The sequence below is a fragment of the Streptomyces sp. NPDC058457 genome (assembly GCF_042720695.1).
GTDB lineage: Bacteria > Actinomycetota > Actinomycetes > Streptomycetales > Streptomycetaceae > Streptomyces.
Genome location: NZ_JBHXLU010000025.1, coordinates 37824 through 55354, shown reverse-complemented (window position 1 = coordinate 55354; position 17531 = coordinate 37824). Strand labels below are relative to the sequence as shown.

16 protein-coding genes and 1 pseudogene are annotated in these 17531 nt (G+C 69.1%); 8 read left to right on the top strand and 9 right to left on the bottom strand.

Going from position 1 to position 17531, the window contains the following annotated elements; genetic code table 11:
- Positions 1-143 precede the first annotated feature (143 nt).
- A complete protein-coding gene (locus tag ACFWPS_RS21150) occupies positions 144-1661 on the bottom strand; it encodes a M1 family metallopeptidase (protein ID WP_383707279.1) in 1518 nt (505 codons plus the stop codon).
- Between the two features lie 141 nt (positions 1662-1802).
- On the opposite strand from ACFWPS_RS21150, the gene ACFWPS_RS21145 reads away from it, so the two are divergent.
- Together ACFWPS_RS21145 and ACFWPS_RS21140 are read left to right on the top strand one after the other, a co-directional pair.
- Positions 1803-3413 carry a peptide-N4-asparagine amidase gene (locus ACFWPS_RS21145; RefSeq protein ID WP_383707277.1) on the top strand — a complete coding sequence of 537 codons (1611 nt, stop codon included), beginning with the start codon at positions 1803-1805 and terminating at the stop codon, positions 3411-3413.
- A gap of 181 nt (positions 3414-3594) precedes the next feature.
- On the top strand, positions 3595-4959 hold the full coding sequence (locus tag ACFWPS_RS21140; protein WP_383707275.1) for a cation:dicarboxylate symporter family transporter: 1365 nt from the start codon (positions 3595-3597) through the stop codon (positions 4957-4959).
- Positions 4960-5020: 61 nt separating this feature from the next.
- Here ACFWPS_RS21140 and ACFWPS_RS21135 read toward each other — a convergent pair whose 3' ends face one another.
- A complete protein-coding gene (locus ACFWPS_RS21135; RefSeq protein WP_383707273.1) occupies positions 5021-5473 on the bottom strand; it encodes a MarR family winged helix-turn-helix transcriptional regulator in 453 nt (150 codons plus the stop codon).
- 95 nt (positions 5474-5568) lie between these two features.
- Between ACFWPS_RS21135 and ACFWPS_RS21130 the strand changes: the two genes are divergently transcribed.
- Both ACFWPS_RS21130 and mltG read left to right on the top strand, forming a co-directional pair.
- A complete protein-coding gene (locus ACFWPS_RS21130) occupies positions 5569-7485 on the top strand; it encodes an ABC transporter ATP-binding protein (RefSeq protein WP_383707271.1) in 1917 nt (638 codons plus the stop codon).
- Positions 7486-7789: 304 nt separating this feature from the next.
- Positions 7790-8713, top strand: a complete 924-nt coding sequence (mltG, locus tag ACFWPS_RS21125; RefSeq protein WP_383707269.1) for an endolytic transglycosylase MltG — start codon at positions 7790-7792, stop codon at positions 8711-8713.
- 12 nt (positions 8714-8725) lie between these two features.
- Here the strand turns inward: mltG and ACFWPS_RS21120 are convergent, their stop codons facing one another.
- Positions 8726-9802 carry an NAD(P)-binding domain-containing protein gene (locus ACFWPS_RS21120; RefSeq protein ID WP_383707267.1) on the bottom strand — a complete coding sequence of 359 codons (1077 nt, stop codon included), beginning with the start codon at positions 9800-9802 and terminating at the stop codon, positions 8726-8728.
- 85 nt (positions 9803-9887) lie between these two features.
- On the opposite strand from ACFWPS_RS21120, the gene ACFWPS_RS21115 reads away from it, so the two are divergent.
- Positions 9888-10310: a secondary thiamine-phosphate synthase enzyme YjbQ gene (locus tag ACFWPS_RS21115; RefSeq protein WP_383707265.1), complete on the top strand. Its 423-nt coding sequence runs from the start codon at positions 9888-9890 to the stop codon at positions 10308-10310.
- A 147-nt stretch (positions 10311-10457) separates the two neighbouring features.
- Entirely contained in the window at positions 10458-10688 is a 231-nt protein-coding gene (locus tag ACFWPS_RS21110) for a hypothetical protein (protein WP_383707263.1), read from the top strand.
- Positions 10689-10757: 69 nt separating this feature from the next.
- Here the strand turns inward: ACFWPS_RS21110 and ACFWPS_RS21105 are convergent, their stop codons facing one another.
- Positions 10758-11216: a DDE-type integrase/transposase/recombinase gene (locus ACFWPS_RS21105; protein ID WP_383707261.1), complete on the bottom strand. Its 459-nt coding sequence runs from the start codon at positions 11214-11216 to the stop codon at positions 10758-10760.
- A gap of 374 nt (positions 11217-11590) precedes the next feature.
- A complete protein-coding gene (locus ACFWPS_RS21100; RefSeq protein WP_383707259.1) occupies positions 11591-12304 on the bottom strand; it encodes a TetR/AcrR family transcriptional regulator in 714 nt (237 codons plus the stop codon).
- A gap of 170 nt (positions 12305-12474) precedes the next feature.
- Here ACFWPS_RS21100 and ACFWPS_RS21095 point away from each other — a divergent pair, with 170 nt between their 5' ends.
- Positions 12475-13962 carry an MFS transporter gene (locus ACFWPS_RS21095; RefSeq protein ID WP_383707400.1) on the top strand — a complete coding sequence of 496 codons (1488 nt, stop codon included), beginning with the start codon at positions 12475-12477 and terminating at the stop codon, positions 13960-13962.
- Between the two features lie 298 nt (positions 13963-14260).
- On the opposite strand, the gene ACFWPS_RS21090 is transcribed toward ACFWPS_RS21095, so the two are convergent.
- Entirely contained in the window at positions 14261-14521 is a 261-nt protein-coding gene (locus ACFWPS_RS21090; RefSeq protein ID WP_383707398.1) for a hypothetical protein, read from the bottom strand.
- Between the two features lie 6 nt (positions 14522-14527).
- Positions 14528-14920 (bottom strand): annotated as a pseudogene (locus ACFWPS_RS21085) (transposase); the annotation flags it as partial.
- A 292-nt stretch (positions 14921-15212) separates the two neighbouring features.
- Between ACFWPS_RS21085 and ACFWPS_RS21080 the strand changes: the two are divergent.
- The gene (locus tag ACFWPS_RS21080) at positions 15213-15662 is read left to right on the top strand and encodes a MarR family transcriptional regulator (RefSeq protein WP_383707257.1); all 450 of its coding nucleotides are present in this window, start codon (positions 15213-15215) and stop codon (positions 15660-15662) included.
- A 59-nt stretch (positions 15663-15721) separates the two neighbouring features.
- On the opposite strand, the gene ACFWPS_RS21075 is transcribed toward ACFWPS_RS21080, so the two are convergent.
- Both ACFWPS_RS21075 and ACFWPS_RS21070 read right to left on the bottom strand, forming a co-directional pair.
- Entirely contained in the window at positions 15722-16369 is a 648-nt protein-coding gene (locus tag ACFWPS_RS21075) for a TetR/AcrR family transcriptional regulator (RefSeq protein WP_383707396.1), read from the bottom strand.
- A gap of 224 nt (positions 16370-16593) precedes the next feature.
- Positions 16594-17508: an SDR family oxidoreductase gene (locus tag ACFWPS_RS21070; protein WP_383707255.1), complete on the bottom strand. Its 915-nt coding sequence runs from the start codon at positions 17506-17508 to the stop codon at positions 16594-16596.
- Between the last annotated feature and the right edge of the window lie 23 nt (positions 17509-17531).

Here is a 17531-nt window from a genome sequence, read left to right as displayed (position 1 = left end):
CTTCACGTCACCCCTCGTACGTTTCCGTGCCCGGCGCGGCACGGCGCGCCGAGCGTCGACCGGGTGGCCCAGCGCTCCGGCAGAGGCCACCCGGTCGGCGGGCACCGGCTCGGCATCCGGCGGCGGCCGCACACCGTGCGGGCTCAGTCCTCGACCGGGTCCACGTGCCAGTCGGGACGGCCCGGCATCGGCGGCGTGTCGGGCCCGTACAGCCAAGGCGTCAGAAAGGGTGTCAGGTCCTCGCCCGCGACCTCGGAGGCGAGCGCGACGAAGTCCCGGGTACCGGCCGCGCGCCCCCGGTACCGGGTCACCCAGGCGCGTTCGATCCGGTCGAACGTGTCGTCACCGACCTTCTCCCGCAGGGCGTAGAGGACCAGCGCCGAGCCGTCGTACCGCATCACCTTGAACAGCGTCGGCTCCGTGGGCTCGGCCGGGGCCCCGTCGTCGTGGCGCCACTGGTCGTGCTGCTCGTACGCCGCCCGCATGGCGTCCTCCATGCTCACGCCGCCGTGCTCGGCGGAGTACAGCCGTTCGTAGTAACGGGCATGACCCTCGCTCAGCCACAGGTCGGACCAGCGTCTGATGGCGACGCTGTCGCCCGTCCAATGGTGGGTCAGCTCGTGCACGAGGTTGCGTTCGGCGTCGACCCGGTCGCCCAGCAGATCGTCCTTCGGTACGACGGACAGCGACTGCGTCTCCAGGGCCACCGGCAGGTCGGTGTCGCCGACGAGTACGCCGTAGCGTCGGAACGGGTACGGGCCGAGGCGCTGTTCCAGCCAGGCCAGGTGCTGCGGGGTGAGCGAGCGGCCGGTCTCGGTGTCCGTGACCAGGCCGTCGGGGACCACGTCGCGCAGGGGCAGGCCGTGCGGCCCCTTGCCGTCGACGAAGGCGAACTTCCCGATCGCCATCTGGACCAGTTGTGCCGCGATGGGCTCCTCGGAGTCGTACGTCCACCGGACCCGTCCGTCGGGCCGCCGGACGCGGTCGACGAGCCGGCCGTTGGCCACCGCGCGCAGACCCGGCGGGGTGGTGATGCGGAAGGCGACGGGGGCCCGCAGGCTGGGGTGGTCGTCCACCGGGAAGACCATCTTGGCGCCGTCGGGCTGAGCACAGATCAGCGTGCCGTCGGGGGTGGGCACCCAGCCGTACTCACGGATCGCGTCGCTGCGCTGCCGTCGCTGGGTGGGGTCGGCGGTGTAGGCGACGCGGACGGTGAACGCGCTGCCTCGCGGGATCGGCCGGGCGGGCGTGACGACGAGTTCGTCGCCGTCGCGTACGGCGGCGGCCGGCGCGCCGTCGACGGTGACCCGGTGCAGCGTGTTGCCGGCGAAGTCCAGGTCGAAGCGGGACAGGGCCTGGGTGGCGGTGGCGCTGATGGTGGTACCGGCCGGGAAGGGGGTCCCGGGGGCCCGCCAGTCGAGGTCGAGGGTGTAACGGCGGACCGTGTAGCCGCCGTTGCCGTCCAGCGGCATGAGCGGGTCGCCGATGCCGGGTGCGCCGGGGGACGGGGCGGGGCCGGACGCGGCCGCCGAGGCGCCGGGGGCGGCGGAGCCGTGGCCCCGGTGGGGAACACCGGCGGAACAGCCGGTGCCGGTGAGCGCGACGGCGCCCGTGAGCGCGACGGCGGCGCGGAGGGCGTGACGAGCGGTCATGATCTCCATGACAGCACTGTGACGGTTTGATCCGCTTATAGCACTATGTGTAGCTATGGTGTGCGGTCGCCTGGTCGGGTGGCCGACCGGGTGGCCGTCGACCGGTCCGGTCATTGCGGTCGGTGGTCAACTCCCCGTAGAACACCGGCCATGAGAAAACGGATCGTCATGTCCATGCTCGCCGGAGCGACCCTCCTGGCGAGCGCGCTCCTCGGTACGGGTGCCCCCGCAGCCCGTGCCGCCGACGTCCCGGCCGAGTTCGGCACCGACTGGCACGACCCGGTGACCGCGGCCCCGCCGGTATCCGTGCCCAAGGGCGCCAGGTCCTGCCAAGTCACCCTGGCCGAGGCCCAGTTCCGCGACTTCACCCCGTACCGGGGAACGTACACGCCCCCGCAGGGCTGCGGCGACCGCTGGAGCAAGGTCGTCCTCAGGCTGGACGGCAAGGTGAAGGGCCGTCAGTACGACCGACTGGGCTATCTGCACGTCGGCGGCGTCGAGGTGCTGCGCACCTCCACCCCCGAGCCCTCGCCGGACGGCATCGAGTGGCACGTGGAGAAGGACGTCACCCGCTACAGCGACACCTTCCGCTCCACGCAGGACGTCGAGATGCTCATCGGCAACGTTGTCGACGACACCTACACCGGCGTCATCGACGTCAAGGCCACCCTCACCTTCTTCGCGGGACGCCCCGAGGCCTCGGTCCCCGACAAGGTGCTCACCCTGGCCGGCGACGGCACCACCCTCACCACCCCGCGCAACAGCGAACGCATCGTCGCCGAGGTGTACGCCACCGGATCCGGCGGCGGCTGCGAGGAGTTCTGGTACCTGACCGTGGCCGACCCGGCGTCGTACTCCTGCAAGGCGGACAAGGGGCCCTACCGGGAGGTGCAGATCAAGGTCGACGGCCAACTGGCCGGAATCGCCGCACCGTTCCCGAACGTGTGGACCGGCGGCTGGTCCAACCCGTTCCTCTGGTACGTCGTTCCGGGCCCGCACGCCTTCGACGTCAAGCCGATCGAATACGACCTGACGCCGTTCGCCGGGCTCCTGAACGACGGCCGCCCGCACACCGTCGAGGTCTCGGTCGCCGGCGTGCCCGAGGGGCAGTCCGGCTGGAGCGCTCCCGTGAACGTCCTGGTGTGGCAGGACGCCCACCGGGCCCACGTGACCGGGAAGGTCACCGAGGTCAAGGCGTCCGAACCGGCCAACTCCTCCGTCTACACACCCGGTTCCGGCGAGTACCGGGTCGACACCGACGCCGGGCACCGGCTCACCGTCGCCGGATACGTCGATACCTCGCACGGCCGGGTGGCCACCACGGTCAGCCGGACGCTGGCCAACACCTCCGCCCACCGCTGGAACGACGGTGAGACGACCGACGCGCTCGACGCCACCTGGACTGACGACCAGACCGTTACGGTGCAGGCGGGCCGAGCACCCCGGACGACCCGCACCGACCGGACGTACACCATGAACGGCGCCATCACGGTCGGCACGGACGACCGGCTGCGCACCGTCCTCACGCTCGGGGACCGGGCGGCGGTGACCGAGGAGCGCGGCGGCCGGCACACCGGCTGGTCACGGCTCGACGACACCTACAGCGGCGACGCGACCTACACCCTGAACGTGCCGCGCGACCAGCGGCACGCGGTCGGCACGTCGAGCGAGCGCTACCGGCTGTACGGCTCGGACGGCTGCTACGACCGCTCGCTGGCCACCGAACAGGGGGTGCTGACGGTGGATCGCAGCGGCTGCTGAGCGGCGGCCGCGGAGCCGAGTCGTGTGCGATGTGTCACTGGGCCCGTGATTTACACGGCCGTGACACGGCGGTCTCAGACGGGATCAAGAACGCCTCCAGAGTGATCGGCACGGAAGACGCTTTCCGTATCGCAGAAGTCTCGCTCGGCTTCTGCGAGTCGAACCCCCACTAGGAGTGCCCGTGCCGCCGTCCGTCCCGTCCCTGCCGCGACGCGTCGCACGCATACTGCGTACCTCTCTCTTCGCGCAGGTCGCCTGCGCGCTCGTGCTCGGAATCGTCGTCGGGCGGCTGTGGCCCGGCTTCGCCTCGGACCTCCAGCCGCTCGGCGACGGTTTCACCCGGCTCATCAAGACGATCATCTCCCCGCTCGTCTTCTGCGTGGTCGTCGTCGGCATCGCCAAGGCCGGTGACCTGAAGGCCTTCGGGCGGATCGGGCTCAAGGCGCTGATCTGGTTCGAGGTGGCGAGCACGCTCGCGCTGGTCATCGGACTCGTCGCCGCCAACGTGGTCCAGCCCGGTTCCGGGATGCACGTCGATCCGGCCACGCTGAGCGCCAAGGCGGTCGACGCGAAGACGGGCGGCGGCTCGCTGCCCTCGACGACCGAGTTCGTGCTCAACGCCCTGCCCACCAGTTTCATAGGCGCCTTCGCCGAGAACTCCCTGCTCCAGGTGCTTGTCCTGGCCTGCCTGGTGGGGGCGGCGCTGCTCCAACTCGGGCACACCAGGGTGCCGCAGGTGCTGCCGGCCATCGAGCAGGCCCAGGAGATCATCTTCGCGATCGTCGGCTTCGTCATGCGCCTCGCCCCGATCGCCGTCTTCGGCGCGATGGCCGTCCTGATCGGCCAGTACGGGCTCGGCGTCATCGAGACCTACGCCAAGCTGATCGTCCTGTGCTACGCGGCCGCCGCGCTCTTCGTCGCCCTGCTGGCGGTCGCCCTCAGGGTGGTCACAGGCCTCAGCCTCTGGAAGTTCGTCCGCTACATCCGCGAGGAGCTGCTGCTCGCGCTGGGCACCGCCTCCACGGAGTCCGTGCTGCCGCGCGTGATGCAGAAGCTGCGCAAGGCGGGCGCGCGTGACGACGCCGTCGGCCTGGTGCTGCCCACCGGCTACTCCTTCAACCTGGACGGCGCCTCGCTGTACCTCTCCATCGGCACCCTGTTCATCGCCCAGGCCGTGGGTGTCGACCTGAGCCTCGGCCAGCAGATCACCGTCGTCCTGGTGCTGATGCTCACCAGCAAGGGCATGGCCGGCATCCCCGGTTCGGCGTTCCTCGCCCTGTCCGCGACCGCCTCCTCGCTCGGGGCCATTCCGGCCGGTGCCGTCGCCCTGCTGCTCGGCGTCGACCGCATCATGGACTCGATGCGCGTCGTCACCAACCTGCTCGGCAACTGCGTCGCCGTCTTCGCGGTCTCCCGCTGGGAGGGCGCGCTGGACGTGGAGCGGGCCAAGCAGGTGCTGGGCGGTGCGGCCGAGGCGGTGCAGGAGGAGGCGGTGCAGGAGGAGGCCGCCGAGGCGCCGGCCAAGGAGCCGGTGCCCGAAAGCTGAAGCCGGCCGTGAGGCGAGAGGCGGCTCCCCTGTTCGGCCGGGGGAGCCGCTTCGGCATGTCTCAGCAGTGCTTCGTCGGCACCGGCCCGTCGACCAGCGTGTCCAGCAGCCCGCCCAGCACCTCCCGCTGCTCCTCCGAGAGCGGGGCCAGGATCTCCTCGGCCGCCGACCTCCGTGCCGCCCGCAGCCCGCGCAGGGTCTCGCGCCCCTCGTCCGTGATCTCGATCCGGGTCACCCGGCGGTTCGTCGGATCCGGCACCCGGCACACCTTGCCGCTCGCCTCCAGGCCGTCGACCAGCGTCGTCACCGCGCGCGGCACCACTTCCAGCCGCTCGGCGAGGTCGGCCATGCGCGGGGGAGCGTCGTAGTGCGCGAGGGTGCGCAGCAGCCGAGACTGGGCCGGGGTGACGCCCAGATCGCGCGCTTCCAGATGGCGCTTCTGGATACGCCAGACCCGGCGCGTGAGGCGTAGCAACTGCTCGGCGAGCGGGCCGTCGGGGTCGGGGGAGCTCATACGGGAACAATATCAGGACTATGTTCATTGTGAGTATAGGTAACAGTGAGCTATCCTCCGTGAGTCCGTACACACCACACCCATCCGCAGGAGCCATGCCCCGAGACGAGATCAACTGGACCCCCGACGGCACCTCGGCAGACCAGCCCCGCCAGGTACGCCGCATCCTCAAGCTCTTCCGCCCCTACCGCGGCCGGCTCGCGATCGTCGGCCTGCTGGTCGGCGCCGCCTCGCTGGTCTCGGTCGCCACCCCGTTCCTTCTCAAGGCGACCCTCGACACCGCGATCCCACAGGGCCGCACCGGACTGCTCAGCCTGCTCGCGCTGGGCATGATCCTCAGTGCCGTCCTCACCAGCGTCTTCGGCGTCCTGCAGACGCTGATATCCACCACCGTCGGCCAGCGCGTCATGCACGACCTGCGCACCGCCGTCTACGGCCGGCTGCAGCGCATGTCGCTCGCCTTCTTCACCCGCACCCGCACCGGCGAGGTGCAGTCCCGCATCGCCAACGACATCGGCGGCATGCAGGCCACCGTCACCTCGACGGCCACCTCCCTGGTCTCCAACCTGACCAGCGTCGTCGCCACCATCGTCGCGATGATCGCCCTCGACTGGCGGCTCACCATCGTCTCCATGGTCCTGCTCCCGCTCTTCGTGTGGATCAGCCGCCGGGTCGGCAACGAGCGCAAGAAGATCACCACCCAGCGTCAGAAGCAGATGGCCGCGATGGCCGCCACGGTCACCGAGTCGCTCTCCGTCAGCGGCATCCTGCTCGGCCGCACCATGGGCCGCGCCGACTCGCTGACCGCCTCCTTCGCGGAGGAGTCCGAGCAACTGGTCGACCTGGAAGTGAAGTCGAACATGGCCGGCCGCTGGCGGATGGCCGTGATCACGATCGTGATGGCCGCGATGCCCGCCGTCATCTACTGGACCGCCGGCGTGGCCCTCCAGATGGGCGGCCCGCAGATCTCGCTGGGCACCATCGTCGCCTTCGTCTCCCTCCAGCAGGGCCTGTTCCGCCCCGCCGTGAGCCTGCTGGCGACCGGGGTCCAGATCCAGACCTCCCTCGCCCTCTTCCAGCGCATCTTCGAGTACCTCGACCTGCCCATCGACATCACCGAGCGCGACGAGCCGGTCCATCTCGACCGGGTGAAGGGCGAAGTCCGCTTCGAGAACGTCGAGTTCCGTTACGACGACAAGGGCGGGCCCGTCCTCGACGGCATCGACATCACCGTCCCGGCCGGCACCGGCCTGGCGGTCGTCGGCCCGACCGGCGCCGGCAAGTCCACGCTCGGCTACCTGGTCCCGCGGCTCTACGACGTCACCGGCGGCCGGGTCACCCTGGACGGCGTAGACGTCCGTGACCTCGACTTCGACACCCTCGCCCGCGCGGTCGGCGTCGTCTCCCAGGAGACGTACCTCTTCCACGCCTCGGTCGCCGACAACCTGCGCTTCGCCAAGCCGGACGCCACCGACGAGGAACTGCACGCGGCCGCCCGCGCGGCCCAGATCCACGACCACATCGCCTCGCTGCCCGACGGCTACGACACCGTCGTCGGCGAACGCGGTCACCGCTTCTCGGGCGGTGAGAAGCAGCGGCTCGCCATCGCGCGCACCATCCTGCGCGACCCGCCGGTCCTCATCCTCGACGAGGCGACCAGTGCTCTGGACACCCGCACCGAACATGCGGTCCAGGACGCGATCGACGCACTGTCGGCCAACCGGACGACCGTCACCATCGCCCACCGGTTGTCCACGATCCAGGGTGCCGACCAGATCGTCGTCCTCGACTCCGGACACGTGGCCGAACGGGGCACGCACGAGGAACTGCTGGGGCTCGACGGCCGGTACGCGGCGCTGGTGCGCCGGGACGCCCGGCTGGAGACGGCAGCGGAGCCGGCGGTCGAGCCGGCCGGATCCGGCGGCGAGGCAGCCCAGTGGGAGACGGCCCTGCGGCCGGTGCACAGGCGGGGCGACCGGGGGCGCAGGCACGCGACGCCGCCCACGAGCTGAGGCCGGCGGCTGCAGCCGACCGGCGGCGGCCGGCCAGCCCGGGCCGGCCCGACCGAGGCCGGACAGTGCAGTCGGCCAACCGGAGCCGCTCCGCCTCAGCTGACCGATCGGAGCCGCTCCACCCCGGCCAACCGGAGCCGCTCCGCCCCGGCTGCTTCACCTCGGCCGCTTCACCTCAACCGATCCCGACTCGGCCACTCGACTCGGCCGCTTCACCTAGTCCAACCCACCGAAGCTGACAAATTGACGTCGACAAGCTGAAGATATGTCGGGTTTGTGGCGTTATGCGGGCTAACGTGCCCGCATGCAGATGAACACTCCGCCGCGGGACCCGGGCCGACGGACGGCCGCGAGCCGAGGCGCCTCGAGCCGCGGAACGACGACGCGAGGGAAGGCGATCCGGCTGACCCGCCGCGGCAGGATCGTCCTCGGCGTGACCGGCGCCGTCGTGGCCGGCGCCGCGGTGGCGGTGCCCCTGCTGTCCCTGGCCGGCGGCACGGCCGTATCCGCCTCCCTGGTCGTCCCGGAGGGCTGGCGCGCGTCCCAGATCTACGACGCCGTCGACAAGGCCCTCGCCGTTCCCGCCGGCAGTACCAAGAGCTCCGTCGGCACCGCGGGCCTGAAACTCCCCGGCGACGCCGGGGGCAACCCGGAGGGCTATCTCTTCCCGGCCACCTATCCCCTGGAGAAGGACGCGACCCCGCAGTCGGTGCTGCGGTTCATGGTCGACACCGCCAACCAGCGGTTCGGCGGGGCGCCCGTCGCGGCCGGCGCGCAGCGCGACGCGATGAACGGCTACCAGGCGGTGACCATCGCCAGCATCGTCCAGGCCGAGGCCGTCGGCAAGGCCGACATGGGAAAGGTGGCGCGGGTCGTCTTCAACCGGCTGCAGCGCGGCATGCCGCTCCAGATGGACTCCACCCTCAACTACGCCCTCAACCGCAGCACCCTCAACACCACGGTGAGCGACACCCGTATCGAGAACCCGTACAACTCCTACCAGCGCATGGGACTGCCGCCCACGCCGATCGACAACCCGGGCGTGGACGCGATGCGTGCCGCGCTCAACCCGGCACCGGGCAACTGGCTGTACTTCGTCACGGTCAAGCCCGGGGACACGCGGTTCACCGCCGACTACGCCGAGCACCAGCGCAATGTCGCCGACTTCAACGCCGTACAGAACAGCAAGGCCCAGCGGTCGCCACAGGTCTCGCAGTCGCCACGCTGAGCCGCCGGTGCGTCATGCGGCGGCCGGTTCCCCGGCCAGCAGCCGCCTGATGTCCCGCACGGCCTCGCGCCCCGCGCGGTTGGCGCCGATGGTGCTGGCCGACGGACCGTAGCCGACGAGGTGGACGCGCGGATCGGCGACCGCGCGGGTCCCCTCGACCCTGATCCCGCCGCCCGGCTCGCGCAGCCGCAGCGGCGCCAGATGGTCCAGGGCCGCACGGAACCCGGTGGCCCAGAGGATGACATCGGCGTCGACGCGCCGCCCGTCGCTCCACTCCACCCCGTCGGGGGTGATCCGGTCGAACATCGGCCGCCGGTCCAGGACCCCGTCCTCCAGGCCCTGCCGGATCGCGTCGTTGAGGGGCAGCCCGGTGACCGAGACCACGCTCCGCGGCGGCAGCCCCTGCCGTACCCGCTCCTCCACCAGCGCCACCGCGGCCCGGCCCACGCCCTCGTCGAAGGGGCCCTCGCGGAAGACCGGTGGCCGCCGGGTGACCCAGGTGGTGGCGGCCGCGTACGGGGCGAGCTCCAGCAGATGCTGGGTGCCGGAGGCCCCGCCGCCGACGACCACGACCCGCTGGCCGGCGAACTCCTCGGGCCCGGCGTACTGCGCGGTGTGCAACTGCCGCCCGCGGAAGGTCTCCTGCCCCGGGTAGCGCGGCCAGAACGGCCGGTCCCAGGTGCCGGTGGCGTTGATCAGTGCCCGCGTCGACCAGTCGCCCCGGCCGGTCTCCACAAGCAGCCGCCCGCCCTCGCCCTCGCGCACCGCGCGGACGTCGACGGGCCGGTGCACCCGCAGGCCGAAGGTGCGCTCGTAGTCCGCGAAGTACTCGCCGATGACCTCGGCGGACGGCCGCGCCGGGTCGGCCCCGGTCAGCTCCATGCCCGGGAGCGCGTGCATCCCGTGCACCTTGCCGTACGTCAGGGTCGGCCACCGGAACTGCCAGGCGCCGCCCGGTGCGGGGGAGTGGTCGAGCACCACGAAGTCGCGGTCCGGCTCGAAGCCGGTGCGCCGCAGATGATAGGCGCTGGACAGACCCGCCTGACCAGCGCCGATGACGACTACCTCGACCTCACGCGCATTGTTCACGCTTCTACCAACAGCGGGGAGGGCCGTGGATCTTCCCGGCCCGGCCGCTCGCACGCCTGCCCGGCACATGGTCCACGATGGGGGCATGTCGGATGCCTTCACCACACGAGAACTCGATGTCGCCACCGGTAGCCGGGAACGGGTCGTCGACCTGACCGGCGACTGCGAGGCCTTCCTCCGCGAGGCCGCGGCCGGCCGCGACGGCCTGCTGAACATCTTCACCCCGCACGCGACGGCCGGCATCGCGGTCATCGAGACCGGCGCCGGCAGTGACGACGACCTGCTGGCCGCCCTGCACACCCTGCTCCCCGCCGACGACCGCTGGCAGCACCGGCACGGCAGCCCCGGCCACGGCCGTGACCACGTCCTCCCGGCGATCGTCCCCCCGCACGCCACCCTCCCGGTGATCGACGGCCGCCTGGCGCTCGGCACCTGGCAGTCGGTGTGCCTGGTCGACACCAATAAGGACAATGCCAACCGGCAGGTTCGACTGAGCTTCCTGGGCTGAGCAAGATCATCCTGGGTGCGGCCGCCAAATCTCCGTACCTTGCGTGTTCGGAACGGAGAAGTCTTGCGCGGTACGGACCTGAACATGATCGAACGTTCCTACGACGGATGAGGTGAGTGCCTGCTCGGCGTGCGGCGGCTGTCGCGGATGAAGCTCGCCACGTCGTCTCCGGAGCGGCAGCGCGAGTACGTGCTGACCGCCGCCGCGTCTGTCGGGGGCCACATCATCGGCTGGGCCGACGACTGGGAGGTGTCGGGCGCCACCGACCCGATGACCCGGCCGAAGTTGGGCCCTTGGCTTCGCGATGAGGGGGCCCGTACGACGGGTTGGTCGCTGCGGCCGTGGACCGGCTCGGCCGCAACGTCGTGGACTGCCTGAACACCGGCTACAAGATGCGGGACGAGGGGAAGCTGCTCGTGTCAATCCCCTCCGAACGTGGTGGCCTTCCTATGCAGCCAGCTCCTCGGTGAGGCCGGCTCGGTGGTCGTGTTCGTAGTCGATCGGGTTCTTGAACCCGCACACACTGTGTAGCCGCCGCGCGTTGTAGAAGTCGGTGATCCAGGTGGCCATCCTGATCTGGGCCTCGGCGAGGGTGGCGAAGGCGTACAGGCGAACGTATTCGACCTTGAGCACGCTGTTGAACGCCTCGCTGATGGCATTGTCGAAACACGATCCGGCTCTGCCCATGGACGGGAAGACGCCCAGCCTGCGGGAAACCCGCTGGAACCTGCGGGAGCCGTACTCGCTTCCGCGGTCACTGTGAAAAATGACGCCGCGCACGTCACCGCCGCGGGTGGTCGCGGCCATGTGGAGGGCGGCGACGACCAGGCCGGTGTCGTGACGCTCTCCCATCGCATAGCCGAGCAGGCGGCGGGAGAACAGGTCGATGACCGTGGCCAGATACACCGAGCTGCTGCACTGGACAGCGGCACCTGGTTGGCTCTGACGTGCTCGTCGTGGACGGGGCGCCAAAGGACGGCCTCACAGATGCCTCGGAGCGTCGTCAGGGAGACGCCCACTTCCTCACACGCTGGGTCTGATGTCCGCCCTCGTGGCATGAGTGAAGCAGGCACTGCGCCAGCGGGTCGGTGATCTCGCCGAAGCGGGCCACGCGGCGGGCATTGGCCGCGGTGCTGCGGCGCCCGCGCTCGTATCACGGGCTCTCGCGGTCGTGCCAGTGCAACATGCCATTGATGCTCCCGTTCGCCTTGCTCACCTGGCGTCTCTCCCCTGATGAACAGATCCGCCGTTGATCAAGTAATCCCTTACATAGGACAGGTCTACTCGCCGTCCTTATGCATTGCCGGAGCAAGGATGTGGCAGAGGGAGTCGGCCAGCAGTCGGAGTGGGTCGGCAGTCTTGAGAGGCCAGCCCACGGCGATCCATGCTGAGAAGAACGACTCTGTCTGGAGAACAGCCATGAGGGCTCGCTGGTTGGCCTCTGCTGGGTCTGCACCATGCCAGCGATCGGATGGCGAGACGAGAAGGCCGACGTAGCGCTCATGGGCCTTGACGTACTGGGCCCGGCCGGCGTCAACGCTGCGCAGTGCGGTGGGGGCTGCCGCGTTGGTGACCCGGCGGATGGGCGCCATGTCTCGCCAGCGCGTCTCCGCGTCGTCGAGCCAGGCACGCACGCCGTCCCAAGTCCACCGGGGCAACGCGGCGAGCTCGGCGTACGCCTCCTCCATCAAGGAGTACACGCGCTCGACGAGAGCATCGATGATTTCGGCCTTGCCGGGGAAGTGCGCATAGACGGTGACTCGGGTCACCCCGGCAGCCTGGGCGATGTCCTCCACCCGCGCGTCGACGAACGACTTCTCGGTGAACACCTCGACGGCGGCGTCGAGGAGCCGAAGGTGCGTCAGCCTCTTCTGCTGCAGGCGCAAGTTTACGCGGGGCCCGTGCTCTGGCGGGCCGTCGCTCCGGAGCACCGACGCGTCAGGGGTGGCAGCGGTGCCCCCGAGGTCGGTTTGCCGTGCGGTTGAACGATTCATGAGTTCACCTTACGCCGTGTATGGTGAAATCCATCTCGCTATACGCCGCGTATAGTCACTTGTTGAAATGGGCGGGAGTGCCTGTGACGAGCACCACACTGAACGAGCCGAGCCCTCAAGGCGCTTCGCTCACATCTCGCCGAACCGTGCTGAAAGCACTCAGCGGGCTGATGCTCGCGCTGTTCGTGTCGACGTTCAGCAGCACCATCGTCTCCAGTGCACTCCCGAAGATCATCGGAGCTGTGCACGGGTCGCAGACCCAGTACACATGGGTGGTCACGGCATCCTTGCTCACCACGACTGCGACGACTCCCATCTGGGGCAAGCTGGCCGACCTCTTCAGCAAGAAAGTCCTGGTGCAGGCGGCGATCGCCATCTTCATCCTCAGCGCCCTGGCCGCCGGCATCAGTCAGACAGCCACTCAGCTCATAGCCGCCCGCGCTGTGCAGGGCATCGCCGTAGGCGGGGTGCAGGCACTCGTTCAGATCTCCCTCGCCGCGATGATTCCGCCAAAGGAACGTGGGCGTTACAGCGGCTACATCAGCAGCGTCACTGCCACGTCCACCATCGGCGGCCCGCTGCTCGGTGGAGTCATCGTCGACACCTCGTGGCTGGGATGGAGGTGGTGCTTCTTCATCGGGATCCCGATCGCGATAGCGGCGCTCTTGCTGCTCCAGCGGACGCTGAATCTGGCTGTCATCCGCCGGGAGAACGTGAAGATCGATTATCTGGGCGCCACTCTGATCTCCGCAGGTGTAAGCGTGCTGCTCATCTGGGTGTCATTCGTGGACAACTCTTTCGCCTGGGCCTCTTGGCAGACCGCCGCCATGGTGAGCGGTGGATTGGCGTTGCTCCTCGCGGCCGTATGGGTCGAGTGGCGTGCAGCCGAGCCCGTGGTCCCACTGGCCATCGTCCGGCAACGCACCACGGCGCTGGCGATCGTCGGCAGTCTGGCTGTGGGGACAGCTATGTTCGGTGCGTCGGTCTTTCTGAGCCAGTACTTCCAGCTCAGCCGTGGTCACAGTCCGACAGAGGCAGGTCTGCTGACGATCCCGATGATGGTCGGCATTCTGATCGCTTCGACGGTCGCCGGCAGGCTTATCAGCCGCACCGGGAAGATCAAGCCGTTCGTCATTACAGGCGCTGTCCTGCTTACAGCCGGGTGCGCGGGCCTCGGGACCATCGACTATCAAACGCCCATGCTGTTCCTGAGCGTGTCGATGCTCTGTATCGGGATGGGCGTCGGCATGACCCTGCAAAACCTCGTCCTCATGGTGCAGAACACTGTCCCGCTGAAGGACGTCGGCGCAGCCAGCTCCACAGTGACCTTCTTCCGTTCTCTCGGCGGCACGATAGGCGTCTCGGTCCTCGGTGCGGTACTGGCTCGCCACGTCCAAGATCAGATCGCCAAGGGACTGGCCTCCGCCGGGCTGTCCGGTGCCTCGGAAAGCACCACGCAGTCGCCCGCGATGCGGCAGATCGTCCGGGTCGCGTACGGGGACGCGACAGCCCAGGTCTTCCTGCTCGCAGCCGTTGCGGCCGCATTCGCCGTCATCGCGGCGATCCTGCTGCAGCCGGTCCGCCTACGAAGCAGCCTCGACCTGGCGGAGAAGACTCCGGTGGGCACCGATCAGTCCTCCGTCTCGCTCTCGGACTGAGGTCAACCGGGCGTGGTTCCGTCCTGCTGGATCGGCTCGGCGCTGAAGAGCGGCCAAGGGGCACGTCGTCAGTCGCCCCGTCCCTCTCGACAGCCCGTAAGAGCTGTGGACAGGCGGCGGCCGGCGGTGACTGGGGCGATTCTGCGGGCGTGTCGACCGCCGGGTTGGTGCTGCTTCCCCGTGAGTCAGTTCATCCACCGGCTGCCAGCCACGGTGATGGGTTGCTCAATGTAGCTGCCTGACATACAGACCACGAACAACGAACCGCCGCTGGTAGGAGCCGTCTCCGGACCAGGGATCAGTGTGCGTCGTGAGCGGGATGAGGCGCGCTCTGGTCGATCTGGTCCATGTCGAGGATCGCCAGTTTGTCCTGATCAGGTGTGCCCGGCTCGGCGTAGTAGACGACGAGCCGCTGCGCGAGCGTGCCCTCGATCTGCATCTTTTGGTAGCCGGGCGTGAGGTCGCCGACGTCCGGGTGATGGAAGGTCTTGCTGCCATGGGTGTGCAGCCGCACGTCGTAGCGTTCCCACAGATCGCTGAATTCAGGGCTCGCGCCCAGGTCCTAGTCGGTGATGGTGGAGACGGTCTGCTTGGACACCTCGGCGAGATGGGCCGATATCCCCCGTGGGTGAGGCCCTTCGCGGACAGCGGCAGCACCATCTCGTCGACGCCGGTCAGGCGCCGCTGCCGATTCTTGACGATCTGTGGCTCGAACGTGCCCGAGGTGTCACGCGGCCTTGACCTCGACCGGCCCGACGTCGGTCAGCACGGTCTTGGCCCGGCTCCCGTTGCGGGAGTTACCGCCGCCACGGCCGGCCGCATCATGCTTCTCGTCGCGGAGGTGATCGGTGATCTCGCCTTCCAGGGCCGATACCAGGACACGCTTGGTCAGCTGCTGCAGCAGCCCGCCCTGCCCGCTCAGCTGCAGCCCCTCCGACCGGGCCCGTTCCACCAGCATCGCGACCAGTTGCTCGTCGGACACGGGCGCAGGCTGCCCGCACTGGTCACTCTCGACAGGCTCCACGGTCTCCAACTTCACGGCGATGTCAGTCACTTGACGTCTCTCCCGTGATCGTCGGATCCACCGTTGGATTTGCACTCCCGGTGAGGCGTCGGTGGTCCGCTGCGCTGAACACGAACAGCGAGTTGTCGGAGCGCCGAAGGACGCCCCACACCTCACTCGCACACGCAAATATTGCATAGACAATATCATTGTGTCTATGCAATCAAATGACCCTGGGGGACGGCTGGTGGACGAGCTGCTGCGCCTTGTCACCGCGGCCGTGCGCAACACTCAACGCGACGAGATTCAGATGATCGACGCGTTCAAGCTCACCCTGACCCAGTACAAGATCATGACGATCGTGGACTCCACCCAGAGATCCTTGAGCCCCTCGGAGTTGTCGGACCGGCTGGGACTGTCCCCGGCTGCCACAAGCCGCGCCGTCGACGGGTTGGTCCGGGCCGGCCTGGTGGGGCGCGTGGAAGACCCCGAGGACCGGCGGGTCAAACGGCTCAGTCTCACGGAGAAGGGAGCGGAGGCTGTCCGTCCTCTGTGGTCGGCACGCCGGACGGGACTCGCCGGCATGGTCGCCGGGCTGACCGAGCGACAGCGGGCCGACCTGGTGGATGCGCTGCATCCGCTGCTCGCGGTCACACCCGCCCTCACTGATGCGTCGGCGGGGGCGGCGGACCGCTGAGTGGCACCGAGGAGCTGGCCCAGGTCATCGAGACGGACGACCCGGAGACGCCGGAGAGGTCACGGTGTCGTGACTGGGGCGGTCCACAGGCCGATGATCGCGTCGATGAGACCAGTGGCGGTGTCATGCCAGGTCGGCCACGAGACAGGAGTGCCGTTGGAGAGCGCGCGCTCGCGGTCGACACACATCTGCAAGATCAGGTGGCGGGCCATGATGCCACGGTTGGCGTGTACGTCGGCCGGAAGAGCGGGCAGGCAGTTGTTGAGCCCGTCCAGCAACCGTCCCAGTGAAGGGGAGGACCGGGACTCCTCGACGCTGACCTTGTGGAGGGCGGGATCGGCGATCAACTGCGCGTTGAAGCGGGCGTACCAGGTGGGGTTGCCCAGTGCTTCCAGGTGCTCTGTGAGAGGGAGGACCATACAGGCCACCCAATCCCGTAGATCCGTGGAATCCGCCGTTTCGCTGACCATATGGGCGCGGATCTGTTCGATCTGCTCCGCATGCCTGCGGGCGATGGCGCGGACTACGTTGATTTTGTTGCCGAAGTGGTAGTTCACCGCGCCGGTATTACCCTGCCCCGCGGCTTCGCTGATCTGGGCGTTGGAGACGGCGTACACGCCATGCTCGGCGAACAGCCGCTCCGCCGCGCCCAGAATCGCTTCCCGGGTCGCCTCGACCTTCTCCTCCCGCACGCTTCTGCCAGCCATGATCGTCACCGCTCCGAGACTTCCACTGCCCTGCGACGGCCAGTCCCTGCTGCCGCCGAAGGTCCGCCCCCAAGACGGTGGGCGACGGAAGGAAAGCCTACTGATCAGCGGGGCTCGCCCGGCGTCGAGGGCGGCACCGGGCGAGCCATCGGTCTTCGCAAGCCACACCGGCACCACGATGGTCCGCGTGGCAGGCAGTGCGCCCACGAGTCGCGCCGCCGGTACTACTTGGGCGGGAAGCGCGGCGCGCCGTCCAGCCGCATCACTTCTCCGTTCAAGTAGTCGTTCTCACACAGGTGCTGTGCCAGCGCCGCGTACTCCGCCGCACGGCCCATGCGCTTCGGGAACTGCGCCTGAGGAGCCCAGCAGGCCTCAAGCTGTTCGCCGGCCTTTCCATACGCGGGAGTGTTCACGGTGCCCGGGGCGACCGTGACGACACGAATGCCCAGCGGTGACAGATCGCGCGCTGCGACCAGCGTCATGCTGGCCACGCCGCCCTTCGCGGCGGCGTAGGGGAGCTGCCCGATCTGCCCCTCGGATGCCGCGATGGACGCGGTCGTGACGACAACTCCCCGTCCACCGCTGTCGTCCAACGGCTCCTGCCGCGCGATCGCCGCGGCACCGAGACGCATCACGTTGAATACCGAGGTCAAGTAGTACTCGATCGTCGTGCGGAAACCGTTCAGATCCAGGGGGCTGCCGTCTCTTCCGACCAATCGGCCGCCGCTCGCCGGACCGCCGTGCACGTCCACCACGATCCGCAGCGGTCCCGCGGCCTCGGCCGCCGCGACCGCTGTTGTCACGCTCTTCTCGTCGGTCGCGTCGGTGTGCACGTAGCGGATGCCGAGTTCGGCTTCCAGATTCCTGCCCTTCTTGTCGTTGACGTCCGCGGTCACGACCTGGGCACCCGCGGCGTGCAACCGGCGCACGGTGGCTTCCCCGAGGCCGCCAGTTCCCCCTACGACCAGGGCGGGGCACACCATGGCCGCGCGCCGGATGCTCTCCGCTTGGTCGGCCGGCGGGCTGTCGTCGAGCAGGACGACGATGCCGTCCTCGTCTCGCTGATCGACCACCGAGGAGGCGGCGATCACGCACTGTCCGGTGCCGATACACCTGTCCTGTTCGATGGTCACCGTCACGAGATCCTCCTTGGGGCGTGCGG